Source organism: Jiangella mangrovi (assembly GCF_014204975.1).
GTDB classification, from domain to species: Bacteria; Actinomycetota; Actinomycetes; order Jiangellales; family Jiangellaceae; genus Jiangella; species Jiangella mangrovi.
In genome coordinates this window covers 3,000,876-3,022,729 of sequence record NZ_JACHMM010000001.1, presented here as the reverse complement: position 1 = coordinate 3,022,729, position 21,854 = coordinate 3,000,876, and the positions used below count along the sequence as shown (strand labels likewise).

20 protein-coding genes are annotated in these 21,854 nt (G+C 70.8%); 8 read left to right on the top strand and 12 right to left on the bottom strand.

All coding sequences use genetic code 11. The features are described 5' to 3' along the window. Nucleotides 1–9 precede the first annotated feature (9 nt). From HD601_RS14170 to HD601_RS14135, 9 genes are all read right to left on the bottom strand, one after another. Nucleotides 10–414 (bottom strand): cytidine deaminase, encoded by a 405-nt coding sequence (locus tag HD601_RS14170; RefSeq protein ID WP_184822831.1) that lies wholly within the window; start codon nt 412–414, stop codon nt 10–12. Then, entirely contained in the window at nt 411–1,703 is a 1,293-nt protein-coding gene (locus tag HD601_RS33100) for an ABC transporter permease subunit (protein ID WP_221440973.1), read from the bottom strand. The genes HD601_RS14170 and HD601_RS33100 overlap by 4 nt, the downstream gene beginning before the upstream one ends. Further along, nucleotides 1,700–2,947 carry an ABC transporter permease gene (locus HD601_RS33095; protein WP_221440972.1) on the bottom strand — a complete coding sequence of 416 codons (1,248 nt, stop codon included), beginning with the start codon at nt 2,945–2,947 and terminating at the stop codon, nt 1,700–1,702. The genes HD601_RS33100 and HD601_RS33095 overlap by 4 nt, the downstream gene beginning before the upstream one ends. Next, nucleotides 2,944–4,620, bottom strand: coding sequence for an ATP-binding cassette domain-containing protein (locus tag HD601_RS14160; protein ID WP_184822829.1), 1,677 nt, complete (start codon nt 4,618–4,620; stop codon nt 2,944–2,946). The genes HD601_RS33095 and HD601_RS14160 overlap by 4 nt, the downstream gene beginning before the upstream one ends. A gap of 94 nt (nt 4,621–4,714) precedes the next feature. After that, on the bottom strand, nt 4,715–5,830 hold the full coding sequence (locus HD601_RS14155; RefSeq protein WP_184822827.1) for a BMP family lipoprotein: 1,116 nt from the start codon (nt 5,828–5,830) through the stop codon (nt 4,715–4,717). Nucleotides 5,831–6,018: 188 nt separating this feature from the next. Next, the gene (locus HD601_RS14150; RefSeq protein WP_184822825.1) at nt 6,019–7,077 is read right to left on the bottom strand and encodes a hypothetical protein; all 1,059 of its coding nucleotides are present in this window, start codon (nt 7,075–7,077) and stop codon (nt 6,019–6,021) included. Nucleotides 7,078–7,164: 87 nt separating this feature from the next. Continuing rightward, nucleotides 7,165–7,845, bottom strand: coding sequence for a hypothetical protein (locus HD601_RS14145; RefSeq protein WP_184822823.1), 681 nt, complete (start codon nt 7,843–7,845; stop codon nt 7,165–7,167). A gap of 71 nt (nt 7,846–7,916) precedes the next feature. After that, entirely contained in the window at nt 7,917–9,494 is a 1,578-nt protein-coding gene (locus HD601_RS14140) for an acyl-CoA mutase large subunit family protein (protein ID WP_184822821.1), read from the bottom strand. Between the two features lie 130 nt (nt 9,495–9,624). Continuing rightward, entirely contained in the window at nt 9,625–10,200 is a 576-nt protein-coding gene (locus HD601_RS14135) for a hypothetical protein (protein ID WP_184822819.1), read from the bottom strand. Nucleotides 10,201–10,434: 234 nt separating this feature from the next. Between HD601_RS14135 and HD601_RS14130 the strand changes: the two genes are divergently transcribed. The 5 genes from HD601_RS14130 (at nt 10,435) to HD601_RS14110 (ending at nt 15,108) form a co-directional block, all read left to right on the top strand. Continuing rightward, on the top strand, nt 10,435–11,565 hold the full coding sequence (locus tag HD601_RS14130) for a glycosyltransferase family 4 protein (protein WP_184822817.1): 1,131 nt from the start codon (nt 10,435–10,437) through the stop codon (nt 11,563–11,565). Between the two features lie 171 nt (nt 11,566–11,736). Continuing rightward, a complete protein-coding gene (sdhC, locus tag HD601_RS14125; RefSeq protein WP_184822815.1) occupies nt 11,737–12,114 on the top strand; it encodes a succinate dehydrogenase, cytochrome b556 subunit in 378 nt (125 codons plus the stop codon). Nucleotides 12,115–12,118: 4 nt separating this feature from the next. Continuing rightward, complete coding sequence (locus tag HD601_RS14120; RefSeq protein ID WP_131987843.1) at nt 12,119–12,562, top strand: succinate dehydrogenase hydrophobic membrane anchor subunit; 444 nt, start codon at nt 12,119–12,121, stop codon at nt 12,560–12,562. Between the two features lie 33 nt (nt 12,563–12,595). Continuing rightward, complete coding sequence (gene sdhA, locus HD601_RS14115; protein WP_184822812.1) at nt 12,596–14,347, top strand: succinate dehydrogenase flavoprotein subunit; 1,752 nt, start codon at nt 12,596–12,598, stop codon at nt 14,345–14,347. Continuing rightward, nucleotides 14,347–15,108, top strand: coding sequence for a succinate dehydrogenase iron-sulfur subunit (locus HD601_RS14110; protein ID WP_184822810.1), 762 nt, complete (start codon nt 14,347–14,349; stop codon nt 15,106–15,108). Before sdhA ends, HD601_RS14110 begins: the two co-directional genes overlap by 1 nt. Nucleotides 15,109–15,282: 174 nt before the next feature. Here the strand turns inward: HD601_RS14110 and HD601_RS14105 are convergent, their stop codons facing one another. Continuing rightward, the gene (locus HD601_RS14105) at nt 15,283–16,224 is read right to left on the bottom strand and encodes a PDDEXK family nuclease (protein ID WP_184822808.1); all 942 of its coding nucleotides are present in this window, start codon (nt 16,222–16,224) and stop codon (nt 15,283–15,285) included. 132 nt (nt 16,225–16,356) lie between these two features. Between HD601_RS14105 and HD601_RS14100 the strand changes: the two genes are divergently transcribed. From HD601_RS14100 to HD601_RS14090, 3 genes are read left to right on the top strand one after another with little or no spacing between them, the layout of a single operon-like run. After that, the gene (locus HD601_RS14100; protein WP_184822806.1) at nt 16,357–17,031 is read left to right on the top strand and encodes a class I SAM-dependent methyltransferase; all 675 of its coding nucleotides are present in this window, start codon (nt 16,357–16,359) and stop codon (nt 17,029–17,031) included. A gap of 59 nt (nt 17,032–17,090) precedes the next feature. Further along, complete coding sequence (locus HD601_RS14095; protein ID WP_184822804.1) at nt 17,091–17,432, top strand: PadR family transcriptional regulator; 342 nt, start codon at nt 17,091–17,093, stop codon at nt 17,430–17,432. A 5-nt stretch (nt 17,433–17,437) separates the two neighbouring features. Next, nucleotides 17,438–18,187, top strand: a complete 750-nt coding sequence (locus HD601_RS14090; protein WP_184822802.1) for a DUF1700 domain-containing protein — start codon at nt 17,438–17,440, stop codon at nt 18,185–18,187. On the opposite strand, the gene pcrA is transcribed toward HD601_RS14090, so the two are convergent. Continuing rightward, nucleotides 18,163–20,472: a DNA helicase PcrA gene (gene pcrA / locus HD601_RS14085; RefSeq protein ID WP_184822800.1), complete on the bottom strand. Its 2,310-nt coding sequence runs from the start codon at nt 20,470–20,472 to the stop codon at nt 18,163–18,165. The two genes, HD601_RS14090 and pcrA, sit on opposite strands and share 25 nt — an antisense overlap. Nucleotides 20,473–20,930: 458 nt before the next feature. Then, the gene (locus tag HD601_RS14080) at nt 20,931–21,830 is read right to left on the bottom strand and encodes a hypothetical protein (RefSeq protein ID WP_184822798.1); all 900 of its coding nucleotides are present in this window, start codon (nt 21,828–21,830) and stop codon (nt 20,931–20,933) included. Between the last annotated feature and the right edge of the window lie 24 nt (nt 21,831–21,854).

Below are 21,854 nucleotides of genomic sequence, written 5' to 3'. Positions count from 1 at the left end.
CGGCAAGACCTACGGGTGCGGGTCCGGCAGGTCCTCGGGGCCGAACGCCTGCGGCAGCACCTGGTCCATGGTCTGCACGCCGAGCGGCGTCTCGACCAGCAACGCGGCCCCGCCGTGCTCCCACAGCAGTTGCCGGCACCGTCCGCAGGGCATGATCAGGTGCCGGTCCTCCCCGCCCACGCAGGTGAAGGCGACCAGCCGTCCACCCCCGCCGGCGACCAGCGACGACACCAGCCCGCACTCGGCGCAGAGGGTGACCCCGTAGGCCGCGTTCTCGACGTTGCAGCCGACGACGACGCGCCCGTCGGAGACCAGCGCCGCCGCGCCGACCGGGAACCCGGAGTAGGGCGCGTAGGCGTGCGCGGCCACCTCGGCGGCGGCCGCGCGCAACGCAGCCCAATCGACGGACGTCACGACTTCACGTACGGCTCGCCGTCGGCGGCCGGTGCGCGGACCCGGCCGACCAGCCCGGCGACCGCGAAGATCGTCAGGATGTACGGCAGCATCAGCATGAACTCGCTGGGGATCGGCGTGCCGATGATGCCCAGCAGGCTCTGCAGGTTGTTCGCGAACCCGAACAGCAGCGCCGCCCCGAGCGCCCCCAGCGGGCTCCACCGGCCGAAGATCATGGCGGCCAGCGCGATGAAGCCCTGCCCGGCCGACATCTCCCGCGAGAACGCGCCGACGTTGCCGAGCGTGAAGAACGCGCCGCCGAGACCCGCCACCGCGCCGCCCAGCAGGACGTTGCGGAAGCGCACCTTGTTGACCTGGATGCCCAGGGTGTCGGCCGCCTTCGGGTGCTCGCCGACGGCGCGGACGCGCAGGCCCCAGCGGGTGCGGAAGAGCGCGATCTGCACCAGGATCACCGTCACGTACATGGCGTAGACGACGATGGTCTGCTCGAACAGCACCGGCCCAATGACGGGGATCTCGCTGAGCAGCGGGATCTCGATGCGCGGCAGCGTGCCGGGGCTGTTCCAGGTGGCCGCCTCGGGCGCCAGCAGCTGCCCGTACAGGAAGTTCGTGACGCCGATGACCAGCACGTTCAGCACGACGCCGACGATGATCTGGTTGACGATGTACTTGATCGCGAACACGGCCAGCACGAACGCCACCAGCAGGCCGGCCACGATCGCCGCGATGAGCCCCACGTAGAGGCTGCCGGTCAGCGTCGCGACCACAGCGGACAGGAAGGCGCCGGCCAGCAGCTGGCCCTCGATGGCGATGTTGATGACGCCGGCCCGCTCGCACAGCACGCCGGACAGCGCACCGAACACCAGCGGCACCGACAGCGCCAGCGCGCCCTGCAGCAGCGACGTGAACGAGATCTGCTCGCCGGCCACCGCCCACACGAGGAACGCCAGCACGAACGCGACGGTGAACAGCACCGTCAGCCACATCGGCACGGCCTGCCCGGCCCGCACCAGCCAGGCCGAGTACGCGGCGATGACCACGCACACCAGCGACAGCCCCAGCGCCACCGGCTGCGACGAGAGCGCCAGCGGGTCGATCTGCCAGGCGTCGGAGCCGGTGGAGATGCCGAACGTGCTGGTCTGCCCGGACTCGCCGAGGATGCCGAACGTGATGAGCGCGACCAGCGCCAGCACGCCGAACACGATGGGCGTCTTCCAGCTCGGCCGCAGGGCGAGCTCCTCGGGCGAGACGGCCGCGGGCGGCGGCGCCTGAATGGTCGGCGCGCTCACGCGCCCCACCCCCTCTGCAGCCCGGCGACGGGTTGGCCGGCCGACCGGACGGGCACCCGGAAGATGGCGCGAACCAGCGGCGGCGCCGCGATGAACAGGACGATGAGCGACTGGATGACCAGGATGATGTCGATGGGCGTGCCGGTGCCGGCCTGCATGGGCACACCGCCGGCGCGCAGTGCGCCGAACAGCAGCCCGGCGGCCACCGTCCCCCACGGACTCGCGCGGCCGAGCAGCGCGACGGTGATGGCGTCGAACCCGATGCCGGCGGAGATGCCGGCCGTCAGGTACCGCTCCGTCCCGAGCACCTGCATGACGCCGGCCAGGCCGGCCAGGCCACCGGCCAGCAGCATCACCCAGATGTAGGTGCGGCTGACCGACATGCCGGCCGTGCGCGCGGCGTTCGGGTTGGCGCCGACGGCGCGGAACTCGAAGCCCATGGTGCTGCGCTCGAGCAGCCACCAGACGCCGAACGCGGCCAGGAGGACGAGCACGAACCCGAGGTGCAGCCGGGAGTCGTCGAAGAACCGCGTCAGCTGCGCGGACTCGTCGACGATGGGGCTGACGGGGTTCGACGCGCCTGGCCGCTGGAAGGCCGCCGTCGTCAGCAGGTAGGCGATGAAGAACCGCGCCACGTAGTTGAGCATGATCGTGACGATGACCTCGTGGGCGCCCGTCCGCGCCTTCAGCACACCGACGATGCCGCCCCAGATCGCGCCGCCGACGATGCCGGCCAGCACGCCGACGATCAGGTGCAGGCCGGTCGGCAGGTGCATCCCGAAGCCGACGTAGCCGGCCAGGATCGCGCCGAGGATGATCTGGCCCTCGGCGCCGATGTTGAACAGGCCGGCCCGGAACGCCAGCGCGACGCCGAGGCCCGCGGCGATGAGCGGTGCGGCGTTGGTCGCGGTCTCGGCCAGCGGGCGCAGCGCCCGGCCGACGGTGTACTCGTTGATGTCGATGATCGATCCGGTGAACAGGGCGCTGTAAGCGCTGCTCACGGAGTCCCAGGCAGCCGACAGGGTGTCGCCCGGCCGCGAGAAGAAGTACTTCGCCGGCTCCTGCACCTCGGGGTCCGACGCGGCGATGAGGATGGCGCCGATGAACAGCGCCAGCACCACCGACAGGATCGTCACCAGGATGCTGCCGCTGGTCAGCTCGCGCATGAACCGCTGGCCGAAGCTCTCTTCGGCGGGCGGCTTCGCCTGCTGCTCCTCGGGCGCGGCCGGCTGGGTGTCGGTCACGACTGTCCGTCCTTCGGGTCATCGGCGACGGGGTCAGCGGTGCGGTCGCCGACGGCGTCAGCGGTGCGGTCCCCGACGGGGTCAGCAGTGCGGTCCTCGACGGGGTCGGCCGCCGCGCCGTCGCCCGCGAGCGTCACCTCCGTCGGGTGCGCCTCGGCCTCGGCGCGCGCCTCGCCCGGCGCGATGCCGGCCATCATGAGGCCCAGCACGTCGCGGTCGGTGTCGCCCGGGACGATGCCGACGATGTGGCCGCGGTACATGACGGCGATGCGGTCGGCCAGGGCGCTGATCTCGTCGAGCTCCGTGGAGACGATGATGACCGGCGTGCCGTTGTCGCGCTCGCGGACGATGCGCTTGTGCACGAACTCGATGGAGCCGACGTCGAGGCCGCGGGTGGGCTGGGCGGCGATGAACAGCTTCAGCGGGCGGGACAGCTCGCGGGCGACGACCACCTTCTGCTGGTTGCCGCCGGAGAGCGTGCCGGCCGGGGTCTCGATGCTGCTGGTGCGGATGTCGAACTCCTCGACCCGCTGCGTCGCGTTGCGCGCGAGCTCCGGCCCGCGCAGCGACAGCCCGCGGGCGAACGGCGCGCGCTTGTAGAGGTCGAGGACGAGGTTCTCGGCGACGGTGAAGCTGGAGACGATGCCGTCGACGGTGCGGTCCTCGGGCACGAACCCGACGCCGGACTCGAGCACCTCGTCGATGCTCCGGCCGAGCAGCTCTTTGCCGCCGAGCGTGACGGACCCGGTGACGTGCTCCTGTGCGCCGAGGATGGCCTCGACCAGCTCCGTCTGCCCGTTGCCCTGGACGCCGCCGACCGCGAGGATCTCGCCGGCGCGCACATCGAACGAGACGTGGTCGACGACGGCGGTGCCGCGCTCGTCGACCACGCTGAGGTCGGTGACGGAGAACTCGACGTCGCCGGGCTCGGCCGGCGCCTTGTCGACGGTGAGGCTGACGGCGCGGCCGACCATCATCGAGGCCAGGTCGGTCTCGGACGCGGACGGCGACGCCTCGCCGACGACGGCGCCGCGGCGGATGACCGTGATGCGGTCGGCGATGGCCTTGACCTCGCGCAGCTTGTGCGTGATGAAGACGATGGACGTGCCGTCGGCCTTGAGCTGGCGCATGATGGCGATCAGCTCGTCGGTCTCCTGCGGCGTCAGCACCGCGGTCGGCTCGTCGAGGATGAGCACGTCGGCCTTGCGGACCAGCGCCTTGATGATCTCGACCCGTTGCTGGACGCCGACAGCAAGGTCCTCGACGTAGGCGTCGGGGTCGACGTTGAAGCCGTAGCGGTCGGAGATCTCGCGGACGTCGCGGCGGGCGGCGTCCATGTCGAGCAGCCGGCCCCTGCCCACGTGCTCCTGGCCGAGCATGACGTTCTCGGCCACGGTGAACACCGGGACCAGCATGAAGTGCTGGTGGACCATGCCGATGCCGGCGGCCATGGCGTCGCCCGGTCCCGAGAAGGCGACCTTCTGGTCGTCGACGACGATCTGGCCGTCGTCGGGCTGGTACAGGCCATAGAGCACGTTCATGAGCGTGCTCTTGCCGGCGCCGTTCTCGCCGAGCAGGCAGTGGATCTCGCCCGGCTCGACCACCAGGTCGATGGAATCGTTGGCCACCAGGCTGCCGAAGCGCTTGGTGATGCCCCGCAGTTCGAGCTTCACCTTCGGGACCGCCTCCCTCGTACGAGCGAAGTGAGCACGACGGTACCCCGAACGGCCCGTGAACCGGGCCGTCCGGGGTACTCGTGACCAACTGTCAGGAGAAGGCCGCGTCAGACTCGACCGTCAGCTCACCGGAGATGATCTGCTCCTGGATGGCTGCCAGCTCGTCCTTCGTCTCCTGCGTGACCGTGGAGTCGAAGTCGTGGAACGGCGCGATGCCGACGCCGCCGTTCTCGAGCGTGCCGATGTACGGCTCGTTCGTGAACGCGCCGTCCGCGGCCTCCTGCGTCGCCGCGAGAACGGCCTGGTCCATGCCCTTGAGCACCGACGTCAGGATGACGTCGCCGTAGTCGGGCGCGGACTCGAAGCCGTCGGAGTCGGCCCACACGACCGCCACGTTGCCGGCCGCCTGAGCCGCGATGGCCGCGCTCTCGGCCAGCGGGCCGGCGACCGGGTGCAGCACGTCGGCGCCCTGGCTGATCAGGTTGTCGCTGATCTGGCGGGCCAGGCCCGTGTTGGCGAAGTCGCCGACGAACTGGCCCTCCTGGGTCGCCTTGTCCCAGCCGAGCACCTGGACCTGGGCGCCCTTCTGCTGGTTGTAGTACTGGACGCCGTCGTAGAAGCCGTCCATGAAGATGGTGACCGTCGGGATCTTCGCGCCGCCCCAGGTGCCGACGATGCCGGTCGTGGAGTGCGCGGCCGACGCGTAGCCGGCCAGGAACGCCGCCTCCTGCGTGTTGAACACCAGCGGCTTGACGTTGTCGATCGGCGTCGGCGCGCCGGTCTCGTCGGCGTACTGGAAGTCGACGATCGCGAAGTGCTCGTCCGGGTTGGCCTCGGCCGCCTCGCGGGTCGCGTCGGCCAGCAGGAAGCCGACCGTCACGATGATGCCGCAGTCGTCCTGGACCATGGCGTCGACGTTGGGGCCGTAGTCCGCGTCGGTCTGCGACTCGGCGAACTTCGGCTCCGGGATGATGCCCTCCTCCTGGGCGAGCACCAGACCGTTGTAGGACGTCTCGTTGAACGAGCGGTCGTTGATACCGCCCTGGTCAGAGACCATGCAGGCGGTGAAGTCGGCAGCGCCGTCGCCCCCCGCGGTCGACGTGCCGGTGGCGCCGTCGCCACCCTCCTCGTCGGGAGCCTCACCACAGGCCGCCACCGCGAGCGCGACCGCGCTCAGCGCAGCGGCGAGCCGAAACCTCTTGTTCATCTGCCCCTCCAGGCCCCAGATGCTTCATCGGCCGTGCCACTCGTATCCGGTGGGGCCGAAATCGGAACGAATCCAAGGCGTAGGCTAACTGCCGATATCGCCATTCGACCGCACGCTGAGCAGCCGAGATATACCTGTGACCAACTCGCTGTCGAACCGCCGCACAGGAAATCTTCCCGGAATGCCTCTCAGTTGCCGCCCTTGACGACGGTCTGGACCTCGGCCACCGGGACGTTCACCGGCCATTCCCGCTGCAGCGGATCGAGGTCCCCCCCGACCGCGGTTCCGTCCTCCTCCTGGCCCTCCCAGGTCGCGGTCCACGCCGTCGTCGCGGTGACGGGGTACCCCTCGGGATAGGCGACGGAGGCGCGGGTGAACTGGACGGTGCAGCCGTCGGCGTCGGAGGCGCCGGACGCCCACGCGACCTGCGCGCGCTCGGGGTCGCACTGCCGCGCGCCGTTGGGCGAGGCGATGGAGAGTCCGTCGGTGGTGGCCGTGACCTCGGCCCACACGTCCGAGCCCTCGACGTCGGCGCGGATGGTCCGGGTGCCGGTGTCGCCGCCGACCGTCTCGGGATCGACGACCCAGAACCAGGTGTGCAGGTTGACGAACGTCGCGTCGCCGAGGCCGGTCAGCTTCGGGTTGCGGTCGACGACGGGCTCGTCGATCTCCATGAGGTCGCGGGCCTCGACGGCGAGCGTCTCGGGGTCGACCGCCGGCGCCGGCGGGTCACCCGCCGCGAACGGCGCGTACCGCTGGGCGACCTCGCCGCCGTGCTCCTCGGGGACCTGGGTGATGTTCGGCGAGCAGACCTTGACGTCGGGCGAGTCGGTGGAGATGGCGTACCAGGTCATGTCGTTCCCCGCCTCTTCCTGGGCGATGGCCCAGAGGAAGACGTCCTCCGACGGGAACTCGTACCGGCCGGCCGTAGCGTGACCGCTGAGGAAGGGCCGGATCTCCTGGAACCACTCCCACACCGCCGCAGGATCGCCGCTGTCGACGGGCGAGCCGTCCATCATGGTCGGCGACACCGACTCCCACCAGCAGACGGGCGGGATGGACACCGTGACCGTGCCACCGCCGCCGGGTGCGCCGTCGCCGGTGAACGTCACCTCGACCCCGACCTCGTAGCCCGAGCCGGTCTCGTCGCCGCCGGAGCCGCCGCGCGCCGCCGCGGCATCGGGAACGGCCAGCACCAGGACGGCGCCGGCCGCGGCGACGAGCAGGCCCTTCACGACAGCCTTCATGACGCACTCACATCCGGTGGACATACATGGTCACAACGGTGGAAACGTGACCTTATCACCGGGTGGCGACGGCGTCAGCCGTCCGTCTCACGCGCAGGGCTCGGGGTCGGCCTGAGCGGTGTCGGAGGCCCGCCAGCCGTCGCCGTCGCGGGTCATGGTGAGCAGCAGCCGCTCGACCTCGGGCTGCGGCTCGGGCGTACCGCCGGTGTACTGCACCCAGTGGCGCATGACGGTGCAGATGTCGACCTCGGCGGTCTCTGCGGTGACGGAGACGCTGCGCAGTTCGATGACCGTCGGCTCGCCGACGATGACGCGCTGCTTCGAGACCGACTCGACCAGGTAGTTGAGCAGCCGGCCGAGCTGCGGTTCGACGGACGTGGCGAAGATGTCGGACTGCTCGTCGCCGGCGCCGAACAGGATGGCGTCCCAGCTGGCCATGAACCGGCCCGCCGCGACCAGCACCGCGCGCTCGTCGTCGGTGGCGTCGTCGGGCGGCTCGATGACCAGTTCGGCGGGGAGGTCGATGACGCTCTGCTCGTCCGGCGGCAGGAACGGCTGGGTGAACGTGGGGCTGGGCCGCGGCTCGTCCTGCGGTGCCGGCGAGGTGTCGGGATCGTCCGAGGGCGTCGGCTCGTCCGTCGCCCCGGCCGGGGCGGAAGCGGACGCCGTCGTCGCCGGCTCGGACAGCCCCTCGGGCGCGTCACCCCCGGCCGAGCAGCCGGCGAGCGCGGCCGTGGCGGCCACGAGCGCGAGCAGTCGGCGGCTCATGCGTCCCTCCATCGCCTCAATGGGTCCGCACATCGTACGATCCACCCCGACAGGGAGTTCCCCGGCTCGGGTCAGAAGCCCGCCGGAGGCGCGTACGTGCCCCAGACCTCGCGCAACGCGTCGCAGACCTCGCCGACGGTGGCCCGCCCGGCCAGGGCCGCGCGCATCGGGACCAGCACGTTGTCCGTCCCCGCGGCGGCCGCCCGCAGCTCGTCGAGGGCCCGGCCGACGGTGTCGCCGTCGCGCGCCGAGCGCAACGCCGTCAGTCGATCGGCCTGCGCCTCTTCGATGGCCGGGTCGACTCGCAGCGGCTCGTACGGCTCGTCGTCGTTCGTGACGTACCGGTTCACGCCGACGACGGTGCGCTCGCCGCCGTCGATCTGCTTGGCGACGTCGTAGGCGGAGTGCTCGATCTGGTCCTTCTGGAAGCCGCGCTCGATGGCCGCGACGGCGCCGCCCATGTCCTCGACCCGGGTCATCAGCTCGACGGCGGCCGCTTCCAGCTCGTCGGTCAGCGACTCGACGGCGTACGAGCCGGCGAACGGGTCGACGGTGCGGGTGACGTCGGTCTCGTAGGCGAGCACCTGCTGGGTGCGCAGCGCGAGCCGGGCCGCCTTCTCGGTCGGCAGCGCGATGGCCTCGTCGTAGGAGTTCGTGTGCAGCGACTGCGTGCCGCCCAGCACCGCGGCCAGCGCCTGCACGGCCACCCGGACCATGTTGACCTCGGGCTGCTGCGCCGTCAGCTGCACGCCGGCGGTCTGCGTGTGGAAGCGCAGCATCTGCGACTTCGGGTTCGTCGCGCCGAACTCGTCGCGCATGACGCGGGCCCAGATGCGCCGCGCCGCCCGGAACTTCGCGACCTCCTCGAGCAGCGTCGTCCGCGACACGAAGAAGAAGGACAGCCGCGGCGCGAACTCGTCGACGTCGAGCCCCGCGCTCAGGGCGGCGCGGACGTACTCGCGGGCGTTGGCCAGCGTGAACGCGACCTCCTGCACGGGCGTCGCGCCGGCCTCGGCCATGTGGTAGCCGGAGATCGAGATGGTGTTCCACCGCGGCAGCTCGCGCCGGCAGTAGCCGAAGATGTCGCTGGTCAGCCGCAGCGACTCCGCGGGCGGGTAGATGTAGGTGCCGCGGGCGATGTACTCCTTGAGGACGTCGTTCTGGATCGTCCCCGTGAGCCGCGTGCCGTCGACACCCTGCTCCTGGCCGACCAGCTGGTAGAGCAGCAACAGCAGCGACGCCGGCGCGTTGATCGTCATCGACGTCGACACCTCGCCCAGCGGGATGCCGTCGAACAGCACGCGCATGTCCTCGATGGAGTCGATGGCCACGCCCACCTTGCCGACCTCGCCCGCCGCCACCGGCGCGTCGGAGTCGTACCCCATCTGTGTCGGCAGGTCGAACGCGACCGACAGCCCGCCGGTGCCGGCCTCGACCAGCTGGTGGTAGCGCCGGTTCGACTCCGCCGCGGTGCCGAACCCGGCGTACTGCCGCATGGTCCACGGCCGGCCCGTGTACATGGTCGGGTAGACGCCGCGGGTGAACGGGTACCCGCCCGGCTCGCCCAGCCGCTCCTCCGCCGGCCAGCCGTCGAGCGCCTCGGACCCGTAGACGGGCTCGATGGGCAGCCCGGACTCCGTCGTGCTCATGGCCACGCCCCTCACCTCCGTCTGCTGGATCTCTTCACGGTAGTGACCCAGCAGGTGATGTGGGGGGTGACTTTGTCCACACGGTCCGGACGACGGCGACCCCTTGGCACGCCGGAGAGTTCGCCGTCGCTCAGCCGAGCGGGTGCACCGTCGTCTCATCGTCGGCCTCGACGACGAGGAAGCGCTCGCCGCGCCCGACCCGGCGGCCGAGTGGCAGCCGCTGCCGGCCGCGGTCGAGCGGGCCGGTGTAGACGTCGGTCTCGTGCACCCGGTACAGCGGGTCGAGGCGGTGAAGGGTGACGTCGAGGTGGGCGGGCCGGCGCAGGACCAGCACGATGCTGTTGTCGCCGGACTCGTAGGCGGCCGCGCCGACGACGCGGGTGTCGCGGTTGGGCGCCGTCACCACCTCGCGGATCTGCGCCAGGATGATCGACGGGATCGGGGCGAGGCCGTCGACCACTCGCAGGGCCGGGTTCGCGGCCTTCAGCGTCGCGATCATCCGGTCGCGCTTCGGCCCGGTGAAGGCCCGGCCGAGGGCGAGGATGTCGATGCTGGAGCCGTCGACGCCGTAACGGACGCGGTCGGCGTCGGTCTCCTCGCGGACGACCATGCCGGCTTCGCGCAACGCCCGGCCCAGCTCGTCGAGGACGCGAACCCGCTTCCCGACGAGCAACACGCGTGCAGGAGTTCCGATGTCGATCGTCACTCGCTACTCCCCAGTCGCCTGGCAGTACCGAGACACCCGAGCCCCGTCAGGCCCTTGGGCGCACCCGTAGTATCGATCTTGCTGGCTGTCATCACTCAGCGTCACCATGCGTCTCTCATAGTGAGAACCTTGTGCTGCGAACGGCCGCGTCACGCCTGACCGGACGCCAGAGCGTCAACCCCCGTTCATGCGGCCATCCCCCTTGCGCCACACGGCGCCCACATCGTTGCAGGCATGAGGGTAGCGATCGTCGCAGAGTCGTTCCTCCCCCAGATCAACGGCGTGACGAACTCCGTCTGCCGCGTGGTGGAGCATCTCACGCGGCACGGTCACACGGCGCTCGTGATCGCCCCCGGCGAGGGTGTGTCGGAGCACGACGGCCAGCAGGTGGTGCGGGTCCCGTCGTTCGCTCTGCCGGGCAACGACGACAGCATCGTCGGCATCTCCACCCGGCGGCGCATCAGCAGGATCCTGCGTGACTTCGACCCCGACGTGGTGCACCTGGCGGCGCCGGTGTGGCTGGGCAAGGCGGGCATGAACGCGGCGGCCCGGCTGGGCCTGCCGACGGTCGCCGTCTACCAGACCGACCTCGCCGGGTTCGCCCGCGGCTACCGGCTGTGGCGCACTCTCGGCGACGAGGCGATCTGGTCCTGGATGCGCCGCATCCACGACCAGGCCGACGTCACGCTGGCGCCGTCGACCGCGAGCATGCGGCAGCTGGCCGCGCACGGCTTCTCGCGGCTGGCCCGCTGGGGCCGCGGCGTCGACCTCGTCCGCTTCCACCCGGCCCACCGCGACGACGAGCTGCGCCGCGAGCTGGCGCCCAACGGAGAGGTCATCGTCGGCTACATCGGCCGGCTCGCGCCGGAGAAGCACGTCGCGTCGCTGACGGCGCTGGCCGGCCTGCCGGGCGTCAAGCTGGCCATCGTCGGCGGCGGGCCCAGCGAGCAGTCGCTGCGCGCCGCCCTGCCCGACGCCGCGTTCCTCGGCTTCCGCACCGGCCGAGAGCTGTCCAAGGCCTACGCCAGCCTCGACGTCTTCGTGCACACGGGCCCGGCCGAAACGTTCTGCCAGGCCGTCCAGGAGGCGCTGGCCTCGGGCGTCCCCGTCGTGGCCCCGAACTCCGGCGGCCCCATCGACCTCGTCGACCACGGCTGGTCCGGGTACCTCATCGACACCGGTGACGGCGAGCAGCTGCGCGCCGCCGTGGGCCGGATCGCCGCCGACCCGGTCCGCCGGGTCCGCATGGCCGCCGCCGCCCGCGAGTCGGTGTACGGGCGGTCCTGGGAGGCGATCTGCGACCAGCTGCTCGAGCACTACGCGACGGCGATCGTGCGACGGCGTCAGGCTGCGCCCGCGGCGTAGGATCTTCGGTGACTTAGGTTACCCTTAGTGAGAGATGTCACCGCCGAAACAGGGCTCTGAACAGGCCAGACGTGAGATTGGCCACGGATTTCCCGCCGCCTTCCGGATTAGCATGACCGACGGCCGAGCGCGTCGCCCGGCGTCCCCTCGCAATCGGAAGGCAGCACGTTCGTGCCCAAGGCGCCTGCTGGCACGCTCTATCGCGGCCGTGAAGGCATGTGGTCGTGGGTGGCCCATCGGGTCACCGGGATCGGCATCTTCTTCTTCCTCTTCGCGCACATCCTCGACACCGCGCTCGTCCGCGTGTCGCCGGAGGCGTACAACGAGGTCATCGCCACCTACAAGAACCCGATCGTCGGGATCATGGAGGTGGGGCTCGTCGGCGCGATCGTGTTCCACGCGTTCAACGGCCTGCGCATCGTCCTCGTCGACTTCTGGTCCAAGGGCCCGCGCTTCCAGAAGCAGATGTTCGCCGGCGTGCTGATCCTCTGGGTGCTGCTGATGGTGCCGTTCATGATCCGCCACCTCACCCACGTGTTCGGGGGCTGACGCGATGACCAGCACCATTCCCGCCCCGCGCACCCCGCGCCGGCTGCGTGGGCGCACCAACACCGAGCTGTACGCGTGGATGTTCATGCGTGCGTCCGGCGTGCTGCTGGTGGTCCTGATCTTCGGGCACCTGTTCGTCAACCTGGTCACCGGCGACGGCATCAACGCGCTCGACTTCGCCTTCGTCGCCGGCAAGTGGGCCGACCCGCTCTGGCAGGTGTGGGACCTGCTGATGCTGTGGCTGGCCATGCTCCACGGCACCAACGGGCTGCGCACCGTCATCAACGACTACGCCGAGCGCGACCAGCTGCGGCTGTGGCTGAAGGTCGGCCTCTACACGGCCACGACCATCACCATCGTGCTCGGGACGCTGGTGATCTTCACGTTCGACCCGTGCCCGCCGGACGCGGCAGCCGAGCTGCTGCCGTCGTTCTGCCCGGTGCCGTAGTACTTCGTTTCGAGAGGCAAGGCGAGATCTCCCATGCAGACCCACCAGTACGACGTGGTGATCGTCGGCGCCGGCGGCGCCGGGATGCGCGCGGCGCTCGAGTCCGGCGAGCGGGTCCGCACCGCGGTGCTGACCAAGCTCTACCCGACCCGGTCGCACACCGGCGCGGCCCAGGGCGGCATGTGCGCCGCGCTGGCCAACGTCGAGGAGGACAACTGGGAGTGGCACACCTTCGACACCGTCAAGGGCGGTGACTTCCTGGTCGACCAGGACGCCGCCGAGGTGATGGCGAAGGAGGCCATCGACGCCGTCCTCGACCTGGAGAAGATGGGGCTGCCGTTCAACCGGACCCCCGACGGCCTGATCGACCAGCGCCGCTTCGGCGGGCACACCCGCAAGCACGGCGAGGCCGCCGTCCGCCGGTCCTGCTACGCCGCCGACCGCACCGGCCACATGATCCTGCAGACGCTGTACCAGCAGTGCCTCAAGCGCGACGTCGAGTTCTTCAACGAGTTCTACGTGCTCGACCTGCTGTTCACCGAGGTCGACGGCGTTCGCAGGACCGCCGGTGTGGTCGCCTACGAGCTGGCCACCGGCGAGATCCACGTGTTCCGCGCCAAGGCCGTCGTGTTCGCGACCGGCGGCGCCGGCAAGGTCTACAAGACCACCTCGAACGCGCACACGCTGACCGGCGACGGCATGGCCATCGCCTTCCGGCGCGGGCTGCCGCTGGAGGACATGGAGTTCTTCCAGTTCCACCCGACGGGCCTGGCCGGCCTGGGCATCCTGCTGTCCGAGGCGGCCCGCGGCGAGGGCGCGATCCTGCGCAACAGCGAGGGCGAGCGGTTCATGGAGCGCTACGCCCCGACGCTGAAGGATCTCGCGCCGCGCGACGTCGTCGCCCGGGCCATGGCCAACGAGGTCCGCGAGGGCCGCGGCTCCGGCCCGAACAAGGACTACGTGCTGCTCGACCTCACCCACCTCGAGCCGGCGCACATCGACGCCAAGCTGCCCGACATCACCGAGTTCGCCCGCACCTACCTGGGCGTCGAGCCCTACACCGAGCCGGTGCCGGTCTTCCCGACGGCGCACTACGCCATGGGCGGCATGCCGACGACGATCGACGCCGAGGTGCTCGCCGACAACACCCACGTCCTGCCCGGGCTGTACGCCGCGGGCGAGGTGGCCTGCGTCAGCGTCCACGGCGCGAACCGGCTGGGCACGAACTCGCTGCTGGACATCAACGTGTTCGGCCGGCGGGCCGGCATCGCGGCGGCGGAGTTCGCCGCTCGTGCTCCACTGGTGGAGCTGCCGGCGGAACCGGAAGCTGCCACCGTCGCCCTGTTGGAGGAGATCCGCGACCGCGCCGACGGCGAGCGGGTCGCCGTCCTGCGCCGCGAGCTGCAGGAGACGATGGACGCCAACGCGCAGGTCTTCCGGTCCGAGGCGACGCTGAAGCAGGCGCTCTCGGACATCCACGCGCTGAAGGCCCGCTACGCGACGGTGTCGGTGCAGGACAAGGGCCGGCGGTTCAACACCGACCTGCTCGAGGCCGTCGAGCTCGGTTTCCTGCTCGACCTCGCCGAGGTCATCGTCGTTGGCGCGCTGGAGCGCAAGGAGTCGCGCGGCGGACACTTCCGCGAGGACTACCAGAACCGCGACGACGTCAACTACATGCGCCACACCATGGCGTACCGCTCGTCGGGCGACGACGAGGCCGGTGTGCGCCTCGATTTCAAGCCCGTCGTCGTCACCCGCTACCAGCCGATGGAGCGCAAGTTCTGATGACTGCTGCTGTTGCCGATGTCGCCGGCGCGCCGGCCGCCGGCGCCGTCCCGTCCTTCCAGGTCACGCTGCGGCTGCGCCGGTTCAACCCGGAGAACGACACCCAGCCGCGCTGGGAGGAGCACACGGTCACCATGCACGGCACCGACCGGGTGCTCGACGCGCTGCACAAGATCAAGTGGGAGATCGACGGGTCGCTGACGTTCCGCCGTTCGTGCGCCCACGGCATCTGCGGCTCCGACGCCATGCGCATCAACGGGCGCAACCGGCTGGCCTGCAAGACGCTGCTCAAGGACCTGCCGCTGGACAAGCCGGTCACCGTCGAGCCGATCAAGGGCCTGGCGGTGCTCAAGGACCTCGTGGTCGACATGGACCCGTTCTTCGAGGCCTACAAGTCGATCATGCCGTTCCTCATCACGACCGGCAACGACCCGTCCCGCGAGCGCCGTCAGTCCCCCGAGGACCGCGCCCGCTACGACGACACCACGAAGTGCATCATGTGCGCCGCCTGCACGTCGTCCTGCCCGGTCTACTGGTCCGACGGCCAGTATTTCGGCCCGCAGGCGATCGTCGGCGCGCACCGGTTCATCTTCGACTCCCGCGACGAAGGCGCCGAGCAGCGGCTCGAGATCCTCAACGACCGCGACGGCGTGTGGCGCTGCCGGACGACCTTCAACTGCACCGACGCCTGCCCGCGCGGCATCGAGGTGACGAAGGCGATCCAGGAGGTCAAGCGCGCCCTCCTCTTCCGCCGCGTCTGACAGGTTCTTTTGCGGCGGGCCCGCTTCGTCACCTGATCATCTTCCCGAAGACGATCAGGTGACGAAGCGGCCCGAGCGCCGGACGTTGTGTCACCTGATCATCTCCAGCATGCGGACAGTAAACGATCAGGTGACACAACGGGCGGGCTGGGGTGGCGTTGGGTCACCTGATCGTCAGACGGCGGTATGCCCGTCCCAGCCTCGGGCGATCAAGGCGCGCATCAGCGTCTCCCCCACCGAGTCGGGCCGGTGCCTGACGGCGTACGACGTGAAGCGGAGCAGGGTCCGGCCGTCGATCACGATGTCGTTGGCCCGATCCAGGTCGGAGTCCCAGGCGATGACGTCGAGGTGCCCGCGGCCGTCGACCTCGACCGCCAGGCCGAACTCCGCCCAGTCGGCGTCGAGGTAGTAGCGCCCGTCCGGTCGTTCAAGGATGCGCTGGCGCGCGGGTTCGGGCAGGTGGAAGGCCCGGACGATGAGGGCGAACTCACGCTCCGGCACCGACGCGATGCCGCCGGCGGCGTCGTCAATGGTCTCCGCGATCAGGGCATGGCGCAGGCACGGGCCGCGTCGGGACAGGGCGTCGTGCAGCTGATCGGGCGTCACCAAGCGCTGCTGCACCGCGGCGAGCACGATCGCTCGTGCTCGATCATCGCGGGACGCCCACGCCGCGGCGTCGACGATGCTCCGCGGCGGTCGGCACCGTCGCGGTGTCCTCAGCGGATGCACGTCGGCCTCGTCGAGGAACCTGGAGTAGTGCACGACGACACCGGGCAGTCGAGGATGACGGGTCCCGCAGGGCTGGGTCACGAAGATGTCGCTCGTCGAGAACCCCTGCAGTCCGTCGAGCTCCGCGGCGGTCGGCCCGGCGAGCGCCGAGCCGCGCGGCGATGCTTTCACCGCCGCCTGCAGCCGCTGACCGTAACCGAGCGCGCCGTTGTGGCTGACGAAGACGTCCCGCCCTACTCGCTGCCATCGACGAGCGTGCAGTTCACGGCGCACGTGGCGGATGAGCTCGGGCGGCACCTCGCTGCGGTGGAGGACACCCGCCTGCGATTCGAGCAGCCGCGTGAGCATCCCGCCGTCGCACGTCGCCGGCACCAGTTCCGCTGTCATGGTGACCAGCCCAGCCACCAATCGGGGCCGCCGCCAGCGCCGGAACCGGATTTGTGGACGACCACGGAAACGCGCACGGCCTGTGGATGACCACCTTGCCCGGAGCCGACGTGTATCCATTATCTTCGAGGTATGACGAACGACAGGGTGATCGCCTCGTGGTCGGAGTCCGGATACGCGGCTCAGTGGCAGCAGGCCGACGGGATGTCGGCGATGCTGCGCCTGCCGTGGGCCATCGCGACGACGCTGGTCGGGCAGGAACGTGAGCCGAAGCTCGTCGTCGATGTCGGGAGCGGGCCGGGGACGTTCCTCGCCGCACTGCTCGAGGCGTATCCGGAGGCGCGCGGAGTCTGGATCGACGCGTCGCCGGACATGAAGGAGCGCGCGGCCGAGACGCTGGCCCCGTACGCCGGCCGGGTCGAGTACGTCGTAGGCGACGCGGCCGAGCTCAGCACCATGGAGCCCGCCCGCAACGCCGACGTCGTGCTGAACTCGCGGGTCGCGCACCACTTCGACCGGCCGGGGCTCGAGGCGTTCTACCGCGACGCGGCCGGCCTGCTGGTGCCGGGCGGCTGGCTGGTGACGCTCGACCACATCCTGCCGCCGGGCGACTGGGACCGCCGCTACCGCGACGTGCTGCCGATCTTCGCCGGGCCGAACGCGGGCAAGCCGTCGCACCCGCACTACTTCCCGTTCCCGAGCATGACCGACCACCTCGACGCGCTGGCGGGAGCCGGACTGACCGACGCCGACCTGGCCTGGCGCGCGTTCTACACCTGCCTGTACGTCGCCCGTAAGGCGAGCTGACACCGTCGCCCCCGGAGGAGCCTTCCGAGGGCCTCGCGCGGGCTGGTATCTTGTCTCGCATGGTACCTGGCGAGGGTCAGATCATGACCAACCTCCGGCGCGGAGCGCTGGAGTACTGCATCCTCGCCCTGGTCCGCGACGGCGAGCGGTACGGGCTGGACATCGCCCGCGAGCTGACCGACGGCGTGCTCATGGCCGGCGAGGGCACGCTCTACCCGCTCCTCTCGCGGCTGCGCAAGGGCGGGCTGGTCGCGTCGTCGTGGCAGGAGTCCGAGTCCGGGCCGCCGCGGCGGTACTACCGGCTCACCCCGGACGGGCGGGCCGCACTGGACACGTTCGAGAAGACCTGGCAGCCGTTCCGCGACGCCGTCGACCGCGTCCTCGCGACCGGCCGAGGGTGACCGCCATGGAGGAGCCCATGCTCACCGCGACCCAGCACCTGCGCATCGACCGCTACCTGGGCGAGCTCGACGGCGCTCTCGGCGCGCTGCCCGAGACCGAGCGGGCCGACGTCGTCGCCGGGGTGCGCGAGCACATCCAGGCCGCCCTGGCCGACCGGGGCGAGGTCACCGACGCCGACGTCGACGAGGTGCTGCGCGCCCTCGGCGACCCGCTCACCATCGCGGCCGAGGCGACCGGCGACGACGGCGTCAGCGGCGGTCCCGCGGTGGCAGCGCCCGGGTCCGGCCCGCGTCAGCTGCCGCTGACCAGCAGGGACAGGACGCCCGGGCTGGTGGTCGCGCTGCTGGGGGCGGCGCCGGTGGTGCTGACGCTGTTCGCGATGCTCGGCGGCTTCTTCCTGCTGCCGGTCGCGCTGATCGGCGGCTGGACGCTGCTGTGGCTGTCGCCGCTGTGGGGCGTGGGCGAGAAGCTTGCCGGGACGTTCCTGCTGCCGTCGTTCGGCCTGGTGCTCTTCTCGTTCACGTTCCTGGTGACGGGCGGCGGCAGCGAGGTGTGCGTCAGCGACAGCCCGTCAGACGGCCCGGAGTCCGCGCCGGTGTGCACGAGCAACAACGACGCGATCCTGACCCCGCTGGCCGCGTGGATCATCCTGGGTGTGCTGGCGATCGCGGCCGTGGTCACCGCCGTCGTGCTGGTGCGTCACGGCCGGCGGCGGTCGGCGGAGCTGGCTCAGAGCTTCTCGACCGGGGCGTAGCGCAGCAGCAGCGTCTTCAGGCCGTTGTCGCCGAAGTCGACGGTGGCCTTGGCGTGCTCGCCCTGCCCCGCGGTGGCGACGACGGTGCCCAGGCCGAACGCGTCGTGGGTGACGCGGTCGCCGGCGGACAGCGCGATGACCGGGCGGTTGCCCGCACCCGCGGGCCGGCCGCTGACCGGCTGCCGGCGCGGGGGCGGCGGGGTGTTCCACTTGACCTGGTCGGCCTCGGTGCGGCGCCAGTCGATGAGCTCGTCGGGGATCTCGGCGAGGAACCGCGAGGCCGGGTTGTGCGCCGGCGACCCCCACGCGCTGCGCAGCAACGCCCGCGACAGGTAGAGCCGCTCGCGCGCCCGGGTGATGCCGACGTAGGCGAGCCGGCGCTCCTCCTCGAGCTCCTGCGAGTTGCCGCCGAGCGAGCGCTGGTGCGGGAAGACGCCGTCCTCGAGGCCGGTGAGGAACACGACCGGGAACTCGAGGCCCTTGGCGGTGTGCAGGGTCATGAGCGTGACCATGCCGTCGTGGTCGTCGCCTTCGGGGATCTCGTCGGCGTCGGCGACCAGGCTGACCTGCTCGAGGAACCCGGACAGCGAGCCGTCGGAGTCTTCGCCCGCCTCGTACTCGCCGGCGACGGCGACCAGCTCGCGCAGGTTGTCGAGGCGGGTCTCGTCCTGCGGGTCCTCGGACTCGGACAGCTCGGCGACGTAGCCGGTGCGGTCGAGTGTCGCCTCGAGGATGGCCGCCGGGCCGACGCCGTCGTCGATGAGGGCCCGAAGCTCGTCGGTGAGCGTGACGAACCCCTCGATGGAGTTGACCGAGCGGGTCGCGATACCGGGGGCGTCGGCGGCGTGGCGCAGTGCCTGGAAGAACGTGCTGCGCTCGCGCTGGGCCAGCGCCTCGACCATGGCCTCGGCGCGGTCGCCGATGCCGCGCTTGGGGACGTTGAGGATGCGCCGCAGCGACACGGAGTCTTCGGGATTGGCCAGGAACCGCAGGTAGGCCAGGGCGTCGCGGATCTCGCGCCGCTCGTAGAACCGGGTGCCGCCGACGACGCGGTACGGCAGGCCGACCCGGACGAAGATCTCTTCCAGCACACGGGACTGGGCGTTGGTGCGGTAGAACACCGCGACGTCGCCGGTGCGGGCCGCCCCTTCGTCGGAGAGGCGGTCGATCTCGTCGGCGACGAACTGCGCCTCGGCGTGCTCGTCGTCGGCGACGTACCCGACGATCTTGGCGCCGTCGCCGCTGTCGCTCCACAACCGCTTCGGCTTGCGGCCGGAGTTGCGGGCGATGACGGCGTTGGCCGCGGACAGAATGGTCTGCGTGGAGCGGTAGTTCTGCTCGAGCAGGATGACCCGGGTGTCGGGGTAGTCCTCTTCGAACTGCAGGATGTTGCGGATGGTGGCGCCGCGGAAGGCATAGATGGACTGGTCGGCGTCGCCCACCACACACAGCTCGGCCGGCGGCACGGCGGGCTCGTCCTCGCCGGAGATGACGCCGGTGCCGACGAGCTCGCGCACCAGCACGTACTGGGCGTGGTTGGTGTCCTGGTACTCGTCGACCAGGATGTGCCGGAACCGGCGGCGGTAGGTCTCGGCGACGTCCGGGAACGCCTGCAGCAGGTGCACCGTCGTCATGATGAGGTCGTCGAAGTCGAACGCGTTGGCCTCGGTGAGCCGGCGCTGGTACAGCTCGTACGCCTCGGCGACCATCTTCTCCTGATGGGTGTCGGCCCGGGCGAGCGCGGTCTCGTAGTCGATGAGCTCGTTCTTGAAGTTGCTGACGGTGTAGCTGAACTGCCGCGGCTGGTAGCGGCGCGGGTCGAGGTCGAGCTCGCGGCAGACCATGGCCATGAGCCGGTGGGAGTCGGCCTGGTCGTAGATGGAGAACGACGACGTGTAGCCGAAGACCTTGGCCTCGCGGCGCAGGATGCGCACGCACGCCGCGTGGAACGTGGACACCCACATGATGTCCGACCGCTTCCCGACGAGGTCGGCGACGCGCTCCTTCATCTCGCCGGCGGCCTTGTTGGTGAACGTGATGGCCAGAATGGAGCCCGGGTGCGCGTTGCGCTCGCCCAGCAGATAGGCGATGCGCCGCGTCAGCACCCTCGTCTTCCCCGACCCCGCGCCCGCGACGATGAGCAGCGGCGCCCCCTGATGAGTGACGGCGTCGCGCTGCGGCCCGTTGAGGCCGTCGAGCAGCGCCTCGGGGTCGCGCGAACGCCGCTTGGCCTTCTGCGGAGCGGCCGCCGCGGTCAGGGTGAGGTCGTCGAAAAGGGCACTCATTGCCGGCGGGTCACACTCGCCTTCTCACTCGCTTGGCGCTGGCGGACCCAGCCTATGCCCGTCCGCCGACAGACTCCGCCCGAACACGCTTACGAACGCCCGTTCGATGGTTCTGAGGTTCTGATGGGGGGATGAGGTCAACGATCCCCTACACCACCACGATTACCCGAGCCCCAACACGATTGCAGGCGTGTCGAGGCTCGGGTAATCGTGGTGGCGGCCCAGCAACACCCCGAAAGGTGCGGGCCCGCCGACCACCCACCCGTCGCCAGACTCCCCCCGTCCCCCTGATAGCTGCCCGTTCTTAGGCCGCGAGCGGGCGGGTCAAGTACGCGCGCCCCACCTCGACGGCACCCAAACACAGAGCGCGCGGACTTGAGGCGACCGTTCGCGGCTAAGAGAATGGGCAGCAGGGGGACGGGAGAATCCCGCACAACCACACGGGCCCCCGCCGAACCTCAACCCGCGAAGCGGGCCGCCTCAGCCACCTGCTCATCGAGCACCACACGGTACGCATCCAACTCAGCCTGGTGCGCCGCGATCAGCGTCTCCTGGTGCTCGGCCTCGACGGCGGACCAGACCGGGATGAGCCCGGTGGACTGCTTGCAGGCGACGTCGGCCACGGCCGTCTCGATCTCCAGCGGCCCGGCCACCTCCGACGTCCACCAGCGCGGATCGTCGTTGGCCTCCATGGGTGCGGCGTAGTCGAATCCGGCGGCAGCCAGGCAGGAGGACCACGCCGCGAACGCGTCGACCACGCGAGGGTCGGCCATGGCGGCGTGCCAGGCGCTCGCCTGGACCTCCGACACCAGCTCCGCACCCGAGACCGAGGCCGAGCCCGCAGCCGACGAGACCGCCGCCGCCTCGCTCAGGCACCCGACCAGGACCTCGAGCTCCGCGTCGGTGTGCGCCTCGTAGAACTCGCGGCGGACATCTGCGGTGACCGGCGGGTGGTAGCCGTACGTGGCCGCGACCTCGGGGTCGGCGACGGAGTAGCGACGGTCGTGGCGGGCGGCGACGGCGGCGGACGACTCGGCCGCGGTGCCGAACGGGAGCGGATCGATCTGGTCCTCGGTGAGGCCGGCCGCGGCGGCGCACTCGCGCACCTGGTCCTCGGCGGCCCGGCCGAGCGCCCGGTCCTCGGCGGCGCTCAACGCATAGGCGTCGAGCGGCAGGGTCAGGCCGCCGGTCCGCGGCGCCACGGATCCCGCCGACCGCACCTGCACCCCGTCGGCACCGGCGCCGGAACCAGAGGACGAGACGGCGACATCGACGTCGCCACCACCGCCGGCACAGCCGAACAGGACGACGGGAAGGACGAGAACGACGGCGGTACGGACGAGACGTGCGGCGGTCATGCCAGTGGCCTTTCGGATGCCACC